General features: G+C 59.5%; 12 protein-coding genes. 10 read left to right on the forward strand and 2 right to left on the reverse strand.

What is annotated here, in order from left to right; all coding sequences use genetic code 11:
* Positions 1-289 precede the first annotated feature (289 nt).
* The 4 genes from YUA_RS44230 (at position 290) to YUA_RS44235 (ending at position 6,600) form a co-directional block, all read left to right on the forward strand.
* On the forward strand, positions 290-1,243 hold the full coding sequence (locus YUA_RS44230; protein ID WP_084292661.1) for a ribose-phosphate pyrophosphokinase: 954 nt from the start codon (positions 290-292) through the stop codon (positions 1,241-1,243).
* Complete coding sequence (locus YUA_RS0117185) at positions 1,240-3,246, forward strand: erythromycin esterase family protein (RefSeq protein WP_027531813.1); 2,007 nt, start codon at positions 1,240-1,242, stop codon at positions 3,244-3,246. Before YUA_RS44230 ends, YUA_RS0117185 begins: the two co-directional genes overlap by 4 nt.
* Positions 3,247-3,282: 36 nt before the next feature.
* The gene (locus YUA_RS0117190; RefSeq protein ID WP_027531814.1) at positions 3,283-3,960 is read left to right on the forward strand and encodes a dienelactone hydrolase family protein; all 678 of its coding nucleotides are present in this window, start codon (positions 3,283-3,285) and stop codon (positions 3,958-3,960) included.
* A 279-nt stretch (positions 3,961-4,239) separates the two neighbouring features.
* Positions 4,240-6,600: an RND family transporter gene (locus YUA_RS44235; protein WP_051383227.1), complete on the forward strand. Its 2,361-nt coding sequence runs from the start codon at positions 4,240-4,242 to the stop codon at positions 6,598-6,600.
* A gap of 83 nt (positions 6,601-6,683) precedes the next feature.
* Here YUA_RS44235 and YUA_RS44240 read toward each other — a convergent pair whose 3' ends face one another.
* Positions 6,684-9,308, reverse strand: coding sequence for an MMPL family transporter (locus tag YUA_RS44240; protein WP_035971108.1), 2,625 nt, complete (start codon positions 9,306-9,308; stop codon positions 6,684-6,686).
* Between the two features lie 740 nt (positions 9,309-10,048).
* Here YUA_RS44240 and YUA_RS0117205 point away from each other — a divergent pair.
* The 4 genes from YUA_RS0117205 (at position 10,049) to YUA_RS44245 (ending at position 13,391) form a co-directional block, all read left to right on the forward strand.
* Positions 10,049-11,056, forward strand: a complete 1,008-nt coding sequence (locus tag YUA_RS0117205) for a formate dehydrogenase subunit gamma (RefSeq protein ID WP_027531815.1) — start codon at positions 10,049-10,051, stop codon at positions 11,054-11,056.
* Between the two features lie 69 nt (positions 11,057-11,125).
* Entirely contained in the window at positions 11,126-11,428 is a 303-nt protein-coding gene (locus YUA_RS52590; protein WP_198029445.1) for a CHAD domain-containing protein, read from the forward strand.
* 366 nt (positions 11,429-11,794) lie between these two features.
* Positions 11,795-12,712, forward strand: a complete 918-nt coding sequence (gene ligD, locus YUA_RS0117215) for a non-homologous end-joining DNA ligase (RefSeq protein WP_027531817.1) — start codon at positions 11,795-11,797, stop codon at positions 12,710-12,712.
* A 64-nt stretch (positions 12,713-12,776) separates the two neighbouring features.
* Positions 12,777-13,391 (forward strand): DNA polymerase ligase N-terminal domain-containing protein, encoded by a 615-nt coding sequence (locus tag YUA_RS44245; RefSeq protein WP_051383228.1) that lies wholly within the window; start codon positions 12,777-12,779, stop codon positions 13,389-13,391.
* A 42-nt stretch (positions 13,392-13,433) separates the two neighbouring features.
* On the opposite strand, the gene YUA_RS0117225 is transcribed toward YUA_RS44245, so the two are convergent.
* Positions 13,434-15,146: a cation:proton antiporter gene (locus tag YUA_RS0117225; protein WP_027531818.1), complete on the reverse strand. Its 1,713-nt coding sequence runs from the start codon at positions 15,144-15,146 to the stop codon at positions 13,434-13,436.
* 235 nt (positions 15,147-15,381) lie between these two features.
* Here YUA_RS0117225 and YUA_RS0117230 point away from each other — a divergent pair, with 235 nt between their 5' ends.
* Complete coding sequence (locus tag YUA_RS0117230) at positions 15,382-15,615, forward strand: hypothetical protein (RefSeq protein WP_027531819.1); 234 nt, start codon at positions 15,382-15,384, stop codon at positions 15,613-15,615.
* A 306-nt stretch (positions 15,616-15,921) separates the two neighbouring features.
* Entirely contained in the window at positions 15,922-16,551 is a 630-nt protein-coding gene (locus tag YUA_RS0117235) for a hypothetical protein (protein ID WP_027531820.1), read from the forward strand.
* Positions 16,552-16,607 lie beyond the last annotated feature (56 nt).

A 16,607-nucleotide genomic window follows, 5' to 3' on the forward strand; every position in this document is an offset into this window, starting at 1 on the left:
CGAGGAAGCAGCCCAGCGAGCATACATCATCCGCGGCGCAGGGACACCGGTCCGGTACCAATAAATAGCTGTTGCTTCAGCCTTGAGGCGCTTGGAGCAGCGCAGTCACGGATGCCAAGCGCCGCGTCGTGTTCTGCCGCGGCTCGGTCTCTCACGAACAAGTTGCCCGAAGTTGACGACCATCAAGGCGGCCGGGATCGGTTCGACGTTACCCACGTCCCAGTTCACATAGCTCACTTGCGGAGTTGGCTTGTGAGCGTGGTTCGCATGCGAATTGATCGAGGCTGCTGTGATCAACCGCTTCAAGGTACTTAGCGGGACAGCCAATCCGGTGTTGGCTCATTTGGTTGCGCGCGAGCTCGGTAGTCAGCTCGGCAAATGCGTCATCGAACGATATACGGATGGAGAAGTTTCCGTGCAGATACGTGAGTCTGTGCGGAGCAAAGAGGTCTTCCTGGTGCAACCGCCGTCGCCCCCGGCCGACGATCACCTGAACGAACTGCTCGCCCTTGCTGATGCCTGCCGTCGCGCCGGAGCCGCACGCATTGCGGCGGTCGTGCCATTTTTCGGCTACGGCCGCTCAGACAAACGACATGGCCGGCGGGAGCCGATCATGGCGCGGATGGTCGCCGATCTCCTGGAAGCCGTTGGCGTCGACCATGTCGTCACCGTCGATCCGCACACCGCGCAGATCGAGGGCTTTTTTCATGTGCCAGTGGATAGTCTGACGGCTGTGCCGACGCTTTGCGGTGCACGGCGAGGCCGTCTGCCTGCAAGGATAGTTATCGTCGCGCCAGACGCGGGCCGTGTCGCGATGGCGAACCACTATGCGCAGTGCCTCGACGCGCCAGTTGTCGTGTTGCACAAGCGTCGGATAGACGGCACGCAGACCGAAGTGACCCACATGGCCGGAGAGGTGTCCGGCAGGCCGTGCCTGATCGTTGACGATATGATTTCGACGGGAGGTACCGTCACCGAGAGCATCCGGGCTCTTCTAGAGGCTGGCGTACAACCCGAACTCATCCTGGCGGCCACGCATGGACAGCTGGTTGCGAATGCACGTGAGAAACTGAGCACGGATTCGGTGGACGTGCACGAGGAGAAATGGCCTGAACTGCGAACGGTCTCCATTGCGCCGCTGCTGGCCTCCGCCTTGGAGCGACTGGCGGCCGACGGCCCGCGCGGCGAGCTTCATTCGAAAAGCCTGCGCCAAACGGCTGCGCACGCAAAGGAGAAGATATGATGCCAGGACTGTTTCTCGATCGTCGAGACGCGGGCAGACGACTCGCCGAAAAAATTGCAGGCTACTCCAATCGCCCGGACGTGCTCGTGCTGGCGCTGCCGCGCGGCGGCGTGCCCGTTGCCTTCGAGGTAGCCCGCGCGCTCAACGCACCTCTGGACGTCTTTGTGGTCCGCAAGCTCGGCGTCCCCGGCTATGAGGAGCTGGCGATGGGTGCGGTCGCGACAGGTGGCGTGCGCGTGCTCAACAACGAGGTCGTCGAAGGCCTCGGCATTCCTGCGCCTATGATCGATGCGGTTGCGGCACGCGAACGGCAGGAGCTGGCGCGGCGCGAGCGCCTTTACCGTGACGGCCGCCCGCAGCCGGAGGTGCGGGGCCGCACTGTGATCCTGGTTGACGATGGGTTGGCGACGGGTGCCACTATGTACGCCGCGATCGAAGCGTTACGGCAGCAGGGTCCTGCGCGCGTTGTCGTTGCGGTTCCGACGGCATCGCCCGACACCTGTGAGGAAATCAAGAGTAAGGCCGACGAGGTCATTTGCGCGATCACGCCGGAGCCATTCCATGCGGTCGGTCGTTGGTATCAGGAGTTCTCGCAGACGACGGATGAAGAGGTGCGCGAGCTGTTGGCGCGCCAAAACAAGTCCGATAGTGAAGCCGCGCAATCTCCGGCAGCGGATGATGTGTTGGTCAATGCCTTGCGCGAGACTGCGTATCCGTTGGTCGAATCCGTGCGTGGCTATGATCCGCTGATCGGGCGGATCGGTGAGGCGCGCTTTGCTCTGCTCGGTGAAGCGTCCCACGGTACCCACGAATTCTATCGCGAGCGGGCCGAAATCACGAAGCGGCTCATCACCGAAAGGAAATTCACGGCGGTCGCGGTGGAGGCAGATTGGCCCGACGCTTATCGTCTCAATCGCTATGTGCGTGGCGCCGGCGACGACGTCGATGCGGTAGACGCGCTTGCCGATTTTCGTCGTTTTCCGACCTGGATGTGGCGTAACGCGGTGGTGGTTGAGTTCATTGAGTGGCTTCGGGCCCACAATGATGGGCTTCCACCGGGTGTCGAAAAGGTCGGTTTCTACGGGCTCGATCTCTACAGCCTGCACGCATCGATGAAAGCCGTGCTCCGCTACCTCGAGAAGGTCGATCCCGAGGCGGCGATCCAGGCGCGCGAACGTTACGCCTGCTTCGATCATGTTGGCGAGGATACCCAGGCCTACGGCCTGATGACGCGCCTGAACCTTTCCAAATCGTGTGAGGAGGAGGTTGTCAACCAGTTGCTCGAGTTGCAGCGCCGGGCGACCGACCGTATGCGCCGTGGCGGCGCCTTGGATGATCATCTCTTCTATGCCGAACAGAATGCCCGCCTGGTGAAGAACGCCGAGGCGTATTACCGCTCGGTGTTCCTTGAGGCAGTGTCATCATGGAATTTGCGCGACCGACATATGGCCGAAACGCTCGACGCGCTGGTCAGCTACCTTGATCGAAAAGCCGGTCGCGCCAAAATTGCCGTCTGGGAGCACAATTCGCATCTCGGCGATGCTCGCGCGACAGAAATGGGGCGGCGCGGCGAACTGAATGTCGGCCAGCTCACACGCGAGAAATATCCCGACGACGCGGTTCTGATCGGCTTTACCACGCATCGTGGCACGGTAACTGCCGCTTCCGACTGGGGCGGTTCGGCCGAACGCAAGCGCGTCCGGCCAGCGCTGGCCGGCAGCTACGAGGCGCTGTTCCATGCTTCAGGACGCGATCGATTCCTGCTGATCATGGCCGACAGCGATGTGGTGGTGCGGCAATTGGGCGTGCCTCGTCTCGAGCGCGCGATCGGTGTGATCTACCGTCCCGAAACCGAGCGGCAGAGCCACTATTTCCAGGCGCGGCTACCGGACCAATTTGATGCAGTGGTTCATTTCGATGAGACACGTGCGGTCAAGCCGCTCGAAACCACCGAGGTGTGGGAAGCCGGCGAACTTCCGGAAACATTCCCATTCGCGGTATGAGCGTCGTGCCATCGCAAGCGAGAAAGGAGGCATGCCATGATCAGTCCCGCGGCTCAAATGATCGAAGGGCAATTGGTCAGCGTCCATGCAGGTTCCGTGACGCTCAACGGCAATCTGACGATCCCGGAGGACGCACGCGCGGTGGTGCTATTCGCCCACGGGAGTGGCAGCAGCCGCCACAGCCCCCGCAACCGGTATGTGGCCCATCTGCTCAACGAGGCGAAACTGGCAACCCTGCTAATCGACCTGTTAACGGTGCACGAGGAAGTCGTCGATGCGCGCACTGCGCACTTGCGCTTCGACATCGACCTGCTCGCCGAAAGGCTGGTCGATATAACCGACTGGCTCATTCAATTCCCCGATACCAAGAATTTTCCAATAAGCTATTTCGGCGCAAGCACCGGGGCCGCAGCCGCGTTGGCGGCCGCGGCGATCCGCCCCGATCCGGTAAGGGCCGTTGTTTCGCGCGGCGGCCGGCCGGACCTGGCCGGTGTGGCCTTGACGCGCGTTCGGGCTCCAACGCTATTGATCGTCGGAGAAAACGACAAGCAAGTGCTTGAGCTGAATCGGGCCGCTCTCGCGCAGCTGCGCTGCGAAAAACAATTGGCGATTGTAACGGCAGCAACGCATTTGTTCGAAGAACCCGGAGCGCTGGATGAAGTGGCGCGCTTGGCGCGCGATTGGTTCAAGCGCCATCTCGCTGTGGCGGTGTAAGCCACTGCGACCTGTTGGGCCGCCCTGATGTACTCCCTCGCAGGATTGTTGACTGTCCTCCCGCAGTAGTCCGCAAGGTGATTTGGGGTTTGATGGCGCTGACGCCCTCAAGCCGAAGCTCCGAGTAGGGACGACGAACGAAAACTGATCGCTTGGGAGCATGGAGTTGATGCCCGTCATGGTCGCGGCGCGTGCGCCGTCATAACTTGAAAGCGTAACCGAAAGCTCGCGGCAAAGTCCGTCTGGCCGCGCGGATGCTCATCTTGCAGGCCACCGAACATGGATACGTCGCGACATACACGGCCTGAGCCAAACTCGCGTCCAACCAGCGCCTCCCCGAGCATCGCATACGGTCTCGAGCGCATCGGTCTGGTCTCGCTGCGTTTTCCATGCCTCGTTGGGTTCGTCACCGTCGTGCTGTTGATAGTGGGAGCATTGGGGATAACGCGTATCAAGGTCGATGACTCCCTTAGCCAGCTGTTCCGGTCCGAGACACCCGAGTTCAGGACGTTCGAAGAAGTGACGCGGCGCTTCCCGTCGAACGAATTCGATGTCCTTATCGTGATCGAGGGTAACAACCTGCTTGAGCGCGATTCGGTCGAAAAGCTGCGCGATCTGGTCACTGACCTTCAACTGAGCGAAGGCACGAGAGGAATTATCTCGTTGTTTTCGGCGCGCGAGCCGCCACATGGCACAGAATTGCCCGCGCCGCTGTTTCCGGATCAACTCCCTGCCGGCGCCGAATATGACCGGCTGGTCCAACGTGTCCTGAACAACGAGATCATTCGCGGTAAGTTGCTGTCCGAAGATGGACAATTGACGCTCATTGTGCTCGCACTGGACCCGGATGTCGTTGCGAGTAGCCGTTTGCGCGACGTCATCGGCGAAATACAGAAAGCAATCGATAATGACCTGGCGGGCAGCGGGCTTGCCGCTCGCCTGTCCGGGGTACCGGTCATGCAGCTCGAGATCCGCAATGCCGTGGAGCGCGACCGGCTGCTCTACAATGCATTCGGCTTCGCGGCCGGAGCTTTGATCGCCATCCTGTTCTTCCGCAGGCTGTCATTCATGGTCATCGCCGCTGGCCCACCGTTGATCGCCATCGTGCTGGCTCTCGGCGCTCTCGGTTGGCTTGAATTTCGTCTCAACATGTTTCTCAACGTCATGACGCCGCTGATCATGGTGATCAGTTTTTCGGACAGCATGCAATTGACGTTCGCGGGCCGCGACCGGCTGCTACAGGGCGAGGCAAGATTCGAGGCATTTCGCAACGCCATGCTCGTGGTCGGGCCAGCATGCGTACTGACGCATGCGACCGCTGCTCTTTCCTTTATCGCATTGCAATTCTCAGAATCCGATCTGATCCGGACGTTCGGCGAGGCCGGCCTGGTCGCTACTCTGACTGCCATGTTTGCGGTTCTGATGTTGGTGCCGCTGCTCGGTGTTCTGCTCGTCCGGAACGAAGCGATGTTTGTTGTGGACGTCAGAGGCGCGGACTCCGCTTTAGACGTGTTGCGGCGTTTCTGTTTCTGGATTGCTGCCCGGATGGTGAGCCGGCCGGGGCTGTACAGCCTGCTGGGCGTCCTGGTTGTCGGCGGCCTTGGGCTGGTCTATGCCAATCTTCAACCTCGGTATCGATTGGCCGATCAGGTGCCCGACAGAGAGCAGGCCGTTGCTGCGAGCCATCGCCTCGATGCCAAGCTCAATGGTGCCAATCCAATCGACGTCCTGGTCGAGGTTCCGAACAGCAAGTCACTTTATGATCCGGAAACGCTTGCTGTCATAGCGGAGGTGCATGCGACGGCCGAGAAGCAGCCTGGCATCGCCAATGTATGGTCGCTGGAGACGTTGCGGCGCTGGCTTGCGGACAAGATGGGCAAGTCAGACGTGGCGACACTGAGGCAATATGTCGATATCCTGCCCGAATACCTGACGCGTCGATTCATTTCTGCGGAACAGGACGCCGTTCTGGTTTCCGGCCGCGTTCCGGACGTCGATGCCAGTCAGCTTCTGCCCGTCATCGAAGGCCTTGACGGAGCGTTGGATGCCGTCCGCGCAAAGCATCCGAGCTACAAAATAGCCGTGACCGGCCTATCGGCTATTGCTGCCCGTAACAGCGCCCTCATGATCAACAAGTTGAACAGAGGCCTGACGCTTGAGTTCCTGTTTGTTGCCGCCTTCATCGGTCTCGCGTTCCGCTCGTTCGTCGTCATGCTGGCGAGCATCCTACCCGGAATATTCCCGATCGTGCTCTCTGGATTGGTGTTGCGGATTCTGGGAGAAGGTCTGCAGTTTGCGAGCGTCGTGGCGCTGACGGTATCTTTCGGATTGGGCCTCAGCGCTACGATTCACTTCTTGAACCGGTTACGGCACGAGGAGCGACCGTATGAGGACCCGGCCGTCGCAGTTGAGCGGGCAACCGTCCTGGTTGGTCCGCCTTTAATTCTGACCGCCATCGTGCTTGCGTGTGGTCTATTGGTAACCGTGTTCTCGGATCTACCGTCGCTTCGCCTGTTCGGCTGGTTGAGCGCGTTCGCCATGCTCGCGGCGTTGGCCGCAGACCTCCTGATCCTGCGTCCGACGGTTACGTTTTTGAGCAGGCTCGCGCAGGGTGTAGGCGGCAAACCGTTTCACCGATAATGGCGGAGAACGCGAACTCTGTTCACCTTTTTTCACCTTTTTCTGGCGATTCTGCGTCGGAAGTCTTGTGGCGGAATTGACGCCTATTCCGCGGCTTGGCGCCAATTTGCGTCCTGATCAGAAAATGCCTTCACTTGCCGCGGTGGACCCATCAGAACCGGCTGGAAGAATACCGCGGCCCCCATCGTGCACAACAGCGACAAGGCCATCAGCTGCCCCATGCTCGACATGCCGGGATAGCTCGACGCCCACATGCTCCCGAACGCAATGGCGGTGGTCATGGCGCTGAATATCACCGCCCTGGTCAGCGTCGATTGCAGCAGGCCGGTCTTTCCGGCGCGCCACGCCATGATGTAGTAGATCTTGAACGCGACGCCGACGCCGAGTAGCAGCGGAAGCGCGATGATATTTGCGAAATTGAGCGAGACGCCAATCAGCACGCAAATCTCGAGTGTGAGGACGCCGGCGAGGAGGAGGGGGATGAGTGTCAGCAGCATATCGGTCAAGCGCCGCAGTGTTACAAGGAGCAGAATTGTGATCGCACTGATGGCCAGAACACCAGCTTCGACAAAGGCCGATATGACTGTCCTCGCGGCTTCATAGAGGCTGATCGCGCCTCCCGCTGCCGACGGTTCAACGCGAAGTACGGCGGTCGCGAAATTCCGCAGCACGTTGGTGTCGTTCGGATCTCCGTTTGGCAGTGCCTGAACGCGGGCTCTGCCGTCTGACGACAGCCAATCGCGCACGAGATCTGGTGGCATCGTCTTGATCGTCACCACTTCCGGAGCCAGAGATTTTCGTAGAAGGTCGAGATCGTAAATCAGCGGTTGCACGATCGCGGCGTCAGCCTTGACCCGGATTCCGGCATCTGCGCTTGCGAGGCGCCTCAGCAAATCCGAAGCATGCCGTGCAGCCTCGGCGCCGGACTGATTTTCGTTTCCTGCGGCCAGGACCAGAACTTCGGCTGCGTGTTGAATCGCAGCTGTATTCTCCTGATCGCTTGGACCAGGGCGCAGCACCGGAGGATTGAGGGCTGGGCCAAGCCGTTTCGAGGCGGCCTTCAATGTGGCAATTTTCTCGGCCTGATCGGCTGGGATCAGGTTGCTCAGCGTCAAGGTTCGTGAGACTTCGGGAAGTGCAGCCAGACGTTTCGCCGTTTCATCCGCCTTCTCGAGTGACGGCGCCAGTACCTGAGCGTCATTGCCGCTGGTTACCGGCTCGCTCCGTAATTCACGATAGGTCACTACGGAAGGCGAATCCGGATTTTGCAGGTCGACTGGATTGAAGTCGAACTCCAAACGGAACAACAGCGGTATACCGGCGAGAACGACGAGAAACGTGCCAACGATTACCACGATGCGATGTCGTTGAAGGAAATTGTCGAGCGGTGCGAGAGTTCGAAAGCCAACCGGCGCGGGCTCGCCTGGAGGCTTAAGCAGCGCCAGACTCGCCGGCACCAATATGATGCTGCAGGCGAATGCGACCAGCATGCCGCAACCGGCGATCAGGCCCAGCTCCGACAGGCCACGATAGCTGGTGGGCAGAAATGCGAAAAAGCCGATGGCGGTGGCCGCGGCGGCCAATGAGAGCTGATCGCCCGCTTTGCGGGCAGCCGATCGCAGAGCCACGCACAAGTCTGGATGCTCGTACCGTTCGGCGCGATAGCGAACGCTGAATTGGATCGCGAAATCGACTCCGAGGCCGACGAACAGCACGAACAATGCGATCGAGAGCAAATTGAAAGAGGTGACCAGCACGAGGCCGAGAGCGGCCGTCGCCGCAAGCCCGGCTATCAGGCTGAAGAAGACGGCAGCAATGAGTTTCCAGGAACGAAGAGCCAGCCAGAGAATGATCAGAACGCCGAACACCGCCGTCAACGTATCGCGCACGGCGCTGTATTTGATGACCGAAAATTGATCATCATTCATTGGCACCTCACCGGTTAGACCGACCGTCGCGCCGAATTTGTTTTGCAAGTCCAGATCGGCGGCTGCGCGCCGTATTCCGTCTTCCGCCTTACGACCAGGCTGAAGCGCGGCAAAATCGAGCGAGGGTTGAACTCCAATAAGGTGTCGCAGTCGCCGGGCCGGCGGTGGCTGATTTTGCAATAGCTCCTGCCAGGAAAATGTGGCCGGCTTCCCGGACAGAACCTGACTCAGTGTTCGATCTGCCAATGACAGAGGCCGTGCAAGTTGATCCAACGTGATCCGGCCTGCCCGGACACCCTCAGCGGCAAACGAGAGCGCCGTCATAGCGCCGCGCAGGCTGGGGTCGCTTGCGAGCGCGGCAATGAGCGGCTGGGCTCTCGTCAATCCCTCCGCGGTCCTTCTCACGTCGGCCGGAGACCCGAACATCAATCCATTGCGTTCGAAGAAATCGCCGCTTTCGAGTTGTTCCACCGAGGGAAACTGATCGGGGTTTTTCGAGAGGGCCTGCGCCAGCGCGCCAGTCGCCCGTTCGGCGTCTTCAGGCGTCGTTGCTTTCACGACAACCAGAATGCCTTTCCTCGGAAAAGCCTTTGACAGCTCCAGTTCGCGCTGACGCCATGGCAGATCTTGGGAAATCAAACCCTCGATATCAGTATTGATCGAGAATCGCGCGGCATCAAAGGCCACGGCTACAAGCATCAGCAGCGCACCGGCAATAACGATCGTCCACCGATTGCGAGCGCAGAAATCGACGATTCGCACGATCGCTGAATGAATCATAGCCGGCACCAGCCTTCGATTGCTACGCCAGGTTCTCGGAATTTGCGAGCATTCGCGTCTACGGACCACAGTCGAGGTCTCAGCATCTTGATACTGCTAACGGAGCTGTCGTTGACAGGCATCAATATCCATCGATGCAGGACGTGCCGTTCTATCGTCGCCGGGTGGCACTTACGCGGCCGCCACACTCGAGGCCAAAAGGGCGTCGTCCTCGGGAGCTGTTTGATCTTTTGCAATTGACGTCCGTCATTTTCAGACCCTTTGCCAAGGCGCTATTCCAGTTGGAAAGTCGAAGCTTAGTCAGCTTTAGCGTTCGACTCTTTGGGAGAGAGTACTTACGCAGAGACGGCTTTTGACGATCGTGGACCGGGACGATCTGGTTCGTATTGCGATTTGCGGCGCGGGAGCCGCGGCTGGTAGCACCGTGGTAGCGGAGCCGGCAACCGCCAGGGCTGTTGATCTCACTGAAAAGCGCGCCGCTACCAGGCCAACTCTGCGGAGGTTCAAAACGTTTCGAGGTTCAAAACGTTTACTGTGTCAACAGCTATCCCACCCCGTAAGGGAGGCGCTCGTGCTGATCAGAAGGTCGGAAGGGTCATCGAGGCCGCGCAGACATCGCAGGCGCGCGGTCCAGCGGATCAGATAGTTGGATGACTGCTTACGGCAAGGGAGCCCGAGCTTGAACCGCAACGTGAAGTGGCAATGAAAAGTTAGGTGAAAATGCGGAGAGGTCGATCGTCATGGCGCTTCCTGTGCGTGTTCGCTTTCTTGTCGTCGCGGTCGCACTCCTTTCGATTGCCGCAGCAGTCCCTACGCAGGCCCAAAAGCTCGGTCCCGATGGTGCCCCTAACCCAACGGCCAGCGTCGTCGATGAACAGACCCTGTTGAAGCAGGCGCCCCGCGTCGAAGGGCGGATAGATATTCCCGACCCCAAAGCCGGTGTCTTGATCCAACCGGTTGGACGAACATGGCGGTATTTTCATGAGGTGCTGCTGCATCGAGCCGGCGCGGCGGTAATCCTCGGCACCATCGCGATCCTCGGATTGGCGTACTTGATCTTGGGACCGATCCGGATTGCCCGGGGGCGCTCGGGAAAGAAGATCCTCCGCTTCAAGGCGTTTGAGAGATTTGCACATTGGCTGACGGCGGTGTCATTCGTCGTACTTGCTTTGACCGGCCTCAACATCACCTTCGGCAAGATATTGCTGTTGCCGCTGATCGGAGCCGATGCCTTCGCACGGGTTTCGCAGGCGGCAAAGTACGTACACGATTTCACTGGCTTCTCGTTTGTGGTCGGCCTCGTTCTCATCATCGTATTCTTCTTCAGGGACAATTTTTTTGAAAGGGTCGACCTCGATTGGATCAGGCAGGGCGGAGGTTTCATCAAGAACAAACATGCGCCGGCCGGACGCTTTAACTTTGGCGAGAAGCTTGTCTATTGGCTTTCGGTTGCGGCCGGCGTCGCGGTCTCCGTGTCGGGATTCTTGTTGCTGTTTCCTTTCTATGGGGTGAACATCGCCGGGATGCAGCTCGCGCAGGTCGTTCATGCTGTCGTGGCCGTTCTGTTCATCGCCTTGATCCTGGCTCACATCTATATCGGTACGATCGGAATGGAGGGTGCATTCGAGGCCATGGGTACCGGCGAAGTCGATCTCAACTGGGCTAAAGAGCACCACGATCTTTGGGTCGCTCAGCAGCTCGCAAACGAAGACCGGTTGAGACAACCTTCGGCGACTGCGGCGGAATGAGCGTTGGCCGGATAGCGAGGCGCTTCATTGAGATCCAGGCGATCAATGTCCGAAAGATACACTGCATCGATGTTGCGGCTGTTGCGATGGTTTGTGGCCCGTGGGTGGCGTGATCAGGAAGTATCAGAACATGCGGTCGTTCTTTTAGCGCCTATCATCGATATTGCCCCCGACCTGATCGATCGTCAGCACCGCAAGGCTTGCAAGCGTGGCAAGAGGTTCGAAGAGTTTACGGCAGCGCAGCGGCACAGGTTGCGTATCGCGCTGGAGCATTTGCACTACATCGTCGAATTTCTGGGAAGCCTGTTTGGAAAGAACCGAATTCGAACGTTTGTCAGGTGTTTGAAGTCTTTGCAGGACGATCTCGGCTAGACAAATGACGTCCGCGTCGCCCACGATGTCGTTGATCAGATCGGCGATGCAACAGATCGGGATGTTCGCGCGATCAATCGTGCCGGAGGGATCGCGCTGGGTTGGCAGGAGCGGGTTCTTGCTGAACGCCATCCGAGAATCAGAAAACGTATTCGTCAGTTTAGACGATTGGATCCCTTCTGGTGAGGCGAAACGATGGTGTCTAGCGACTTCTTGCGAGGTCCGATTGCTACTGACGCAGGGGCTTTCGCTTGCGCTCCAGTTGGCAGGTGAGAGCCCATGTTCGGCCGCGAATTGCTCGACCGACTACCCACTGACGCCAGGGCCCGGCTTCGAAGGCGCGCACAGCCAAGATGGTTTGCGCCCATGTTGGCGACGCTTACGAACGACGTCTTCTCACGACCGGGATGGTTATTTGAGCCGAAATGGGACGGGGAGCGCTGCCTCGCTTTTCGCCGCGGTCGCGATCTGGATCTCTTTTCGCGGAATCGAATTCGACTGAATGCAAAATATCCCGAAGTGATCCAGGCGATCCATCAGCAGAAAGCCACCTACTTTATTGCGGATGGCGAGATTGTCGCGTTCGACGGCCTGATCACCAGCTTCGCAAAGCTGCAGGCGCGCATGCAGGTGGAGCGTCCGCCGACTGACCTGATTCGCAAGGTGCCGGTATGGTTCTATCTTTTCGACTTACTCTACCTGGACCGTTACGACATCCGGCAGGTTCCACTCCGGTATCGAAAGCAGGTACTTCGCAAGGCCTTCGACTTCCATGACGCCTTGCGGTTCACGGAGCACCGCACGACTGAAGGCAAGGAATACTACCGACAGGCGTGCCGTGCGGGATGGGAAGGTATCATCGCAAAGAACGCGGACAGCGTGTACGTGTCCAGGCGAACGCGTGATTGGCTCAAATTCAAGTGCAAGCAAGAACAGGAGTTCGTCATTGGCGGTTACACCGATCCACGGGGGACCCGGAGCGGGTTCGGAGCATTGCTGCTAGGCTACCATCGCGGTGGAAAGCTCGTATATGCCGGGAAGGTAGGGACGGGGTTCGCCGACGACCTGCTGCGGCGTCTCGGCGAAAAGCTCGCTCGGCTGGAGACGCCGATTTCTCCCTTTGCCGAGGATGGGTTGCCGCGGCGCGGCGTGCATTGGGTGAAGCCAAAGCTCGTCGCGCAGATCGGATTCACCGAGTGGACGGCAGGAGGTAAGCTAAGACACCCTCGATTTCTTGGCCTGCGGGATGACAAGCGGCCGGAGGATGTCGTGCGTGAGTGCTGATATGCGATGAGGCGAAATCGCCAACACCGCCGGTGGAACTCAAAATCAGTCTAAAGGACATCGGGTGTCGCTCGCAGCATACCGAAGCAAAAGAGCCTTTACGGAAACGCCCGAACCGGTCGGGCGAGGGCGGCGAAGCGCTCGCACCCACGTCTTTGTGGTTCAAGAACACGATGCAAGCCGGCTTCACTATGATTTCCGGCTCGCCGTAAATGGGGTCTTGGCGTCCTGGGCAGTACCAAAAGGCCCGTCAATGAACCCTGCGGACAAGCGCCTGGCCGTAAGGACGGAGGACCATCCGCTCGAATATGCGAAGTTCGAAGGTGTGATCCCGGCCGGCCAATACGGAGCAGGAATCGTGATGATCTGGGACCTGGGAAAGTATGAGCCCCTGGAGGATCAGTCGCCAGAGGAGCAACTTGCTCGCGGCAAAGTCCAGATTGTACTGCAGGGCGAGAGACTGCGCGGCGGCTTCACGTTGATCAAAACCAGAAATCGATCCATGAATTCTGGCCGAAGAGACTATTGGTTGCTTGTCAAAAGCCGCGACGAGTACGCTGATCCATTGTGGGACATCGAGAGCGCGAGTTTCGATCGCTCTGTTCTTACCGGCCGCAGTATGAAGGAGATCAAGGAGGGAAAACCAGCAAAGCCGCGACTTGGCCGGCACCGTGTCTGAAAGCAGCCGCTCACGCTGGCCTCCAACGCCAGGTCTCGTGGTTCAGCGGCCGACGTGCCCACGCAATTCCGGATGGAGTTCGGCTCGAACTGCAGTGACGATGCTTGCGGCATCATCTTGGGAGAAACCGCAAACGAGAAGGACTTGATCAGCCAGCGCGAGGCCGGCTGCGACGTTCTCTGGGAACACGGTGCTGGCTCCAGCCCGCGCCAGCGATGAGATTTCCTGATCATCGGCTGCACTAACGATGGAGGAGACCGCTGGATTTTGCTGGCGCACATAGTGAAGAATGCGCTCAATCAGGTGACGTCGATCAAACGTTATAACGACGAGGCGTGCTCGGGCGACACCGGCAGCTTCCATAACCCGTTTGCGGCCCGCGTCCCCGAAGACGACCTTGTGTCCTGACTTTCGTGCCCTGCGAAAGCGCGTCAGGTCATACTCGATCGCAATGCAAGGAGCCTTTGCGGCCTCGAGTACCAGCGCCACCGGACGGCCAACCCGTCCACAACCACACAGGATAACATGATCGCTGAGAGCCTGGCTCTCCTCTCGGATAGCGGCCTCCTCGGCATCTGCTTTGAGGCGATGTGATGCTCCGCCAACGAGTTCCGCAAACCGCGAACTCATCCGAATCAGCATTGGGCCTAGCGCCATGGTTGCGGCTAATGCAAAGAGAGCCGGCTGGCCAACGCTCGGGTCCACGGCATTCACTCGCATCGCCTGGGTGAGTAGAAGTAAACCGTCTTCTCCGCCGTGTGCTAGAATAAGAGCAGCTCGCGCACCGGCCGGTGCCGGCCAGCGCATGATTGCGCCAACCAGGATCACGACGAGAGCCTTTCCTGGCATGCATACGGCAATCCACGCGAGGACGGTCATGGGCGCCACAACGATGATCGAGGGATTCACCTCCATGCCAACGGTGACGAAGAATAGGCCCAACAAGACGTCGCGAAAGGGCCGGATATCGTCTTCCACCTGATGGCGGAAATCGCTTTCGCCGACCACCATGCCGGCGAGGAATGCTCCAATCGGCGCGGAAAGGCCAGTTAGACGTCCGACGAACGCCGTACCGAGCGCAAGCAACAGGACGGTGAGCAGAAAGAGATCTGCCGAGTTCGTTCGGGCAACCCAGGCAAGCCAGGTGCGAAACACCGGCTTATAGACAAAAGCGGCGACGCCGAGTGCAGTCGCCGCTATTGCGAGTTGGCGCGCCGCTCCCAACGGTTCCGGTCCACCGCCGGGTTGCCATCCGCCCAACACAACGAGAAAAGGAAGGACCGCAAGATCCTGGAAGAGCAGCAGTCCCAGCACAAGACGGCCTTGTTGGCTGCTGACGTCGCCCTGGTCGACTAATTGCTTGACTGTGATGGCGGTCGATGACATCGCAACTGCGCCGCCGAGCAGTACTGCGGTGGATAGGCCGATACCCGAAAGCACGGCAATTCCCGTCACGATCAAAACAGTGAACCCGACTTGCAGGCTGCCGGCGCCGAAAACATCGCGGCGTGCGGCGATCATTGCCGACAGCGAAAAATCGAGTCCCACCATAAACATCAGGAAAATAATGCCGAGATCGGCCAAGAACCTTGCTTCATCGCTTGCGGCGATGAGTTTGAAACCGTGCGGTCCGATAACCAGACCGGCCAACAGGTAACCTCCGGCCGCCGAAAGTCTCAGGCGCGCGACCAGGCTGATCGCGCAGACGGAGGCAAGGATCACGACTAGCGTCTTGATCAACAGATCGTCGGCCATGCGCAGCTCCGATACGCGTCGCACTCGATTCATTGTCCCGATTTGTCAGTGCCGCGATGAGCATCAAGTTCCGCCAAATCCGAGAAAAATGTCAGCGCTCAGCTGCTGACAAACGTCAATGTGACGACGGCGGACGAAGGGTAAGCCTTTCGTTCCGAAGGGCTGCGGCAGTTGCGGCACGCAGCGGAAATCGGCGTGACGCTCCAGCCGCAACTCGGAATCACTGAGTGCGGCCATGATCGAAGCAACCGATACCATCACGGTGATTGAAGGCTATGACGCGATCCGCGTCTTTCTCGAGGCCGTTTGGCGCCGCCACGGTAGACCCGTCGAGCAGATCGCATTTTTGCTCGGTAGCTTGAAATGGGCCGACGGGACGCCAGTCGATCCAACGACGTGGCAAGACTGGCAGGCAGCCGTCCAAATGGCGATGTCAGCCGGATCCTGCAAGATCGCCGCAGGCCGATGATCGCGTTGCGGTAGCCTGATCGCTGGGCACCGGAAACACGCTGTCGGGCACCGCGAGATCTTTTCTCGTGAGGTGGAGTGCAAAAGCAGCACGACTATACAGGTGCACCGCAATCTCTGGCCAACGCCGCTCTCAAAATCGCAAGTGAGGGCAAGCCAACCGTTTGCGCGCAACTCGACGAAATCCGCAGTGTTCCATTGATACTCGTCAAGGTGACCTTTCTTCGCAATGGACAAGAATAGCCGCCGCTAACGGTATCTGCCAATCCGCAATAGCCTGGCACCTTGCACGCAACGGGAGCGCGTCATGCCGATCACTATCTGCCGCCTCTATGATTCTTATGCTGACGCACGCCGCGTCATCATCGCGCTTGAGGTCGCGGGCCTGTCGCCTTCGGAGACCAGCGTGATTTCGAACAATTCCGACACATGGTACGAGCCTACCGAGAGCACGAAGATTGTGCCTTTGCGGACGCAGGGTACGAGAAGCAAGACCGCCCGCGATGGCAAGTTCGAGGGTGCGGCCGTCGGGGCTGCAATCGGCGCGACGGCGGCGACCGCTGCCAGTCTCGTTACGATGGTGGCGCTTCCCGGGATCGGCGCCGTGGTGGGCGTGGGATGGCTAGCGGCCATGTTGGGTAGCATGGCGATCGGTGGCGTTACCGGCGGCCTGCTGGGAGCGCTGTCCAATGCCGGCATCAGCGAGGAAGATGCGCACGTCCTTGCCGAGGGGGTTCGTCGCGGAGGAACATTGGTCGCCGCGCGGGTGCCCCCGGCCGAAGTGCCGCGGATAGAGCCGATTATGAACAAGTCAGCGGTAAAGCTTCAAGAACGTTGCGAGCTATACCGCCGGTCGGGCTGGCAGGCGTTCGATCCAAACGCCGTGCCCTACACCGCCGACCAAGTACGGAACGAGCGTGCATTGCATACTCAATAGCTGCCCGCCGGCAGTTGATGAGCAATGCTGCTCGGTCAGTGAATTGAACTGCACAG

The organism is Bradyrhizobium sp. WSM3983, from assembly GCF_000473045.1.
Taxonomy (GTDB): domain Bacteria; phylum Pseudomonadota; class Alphaproteobacteria; order Rhizobiales; family Xanthobacteraceae; genus Bradyrhizobium.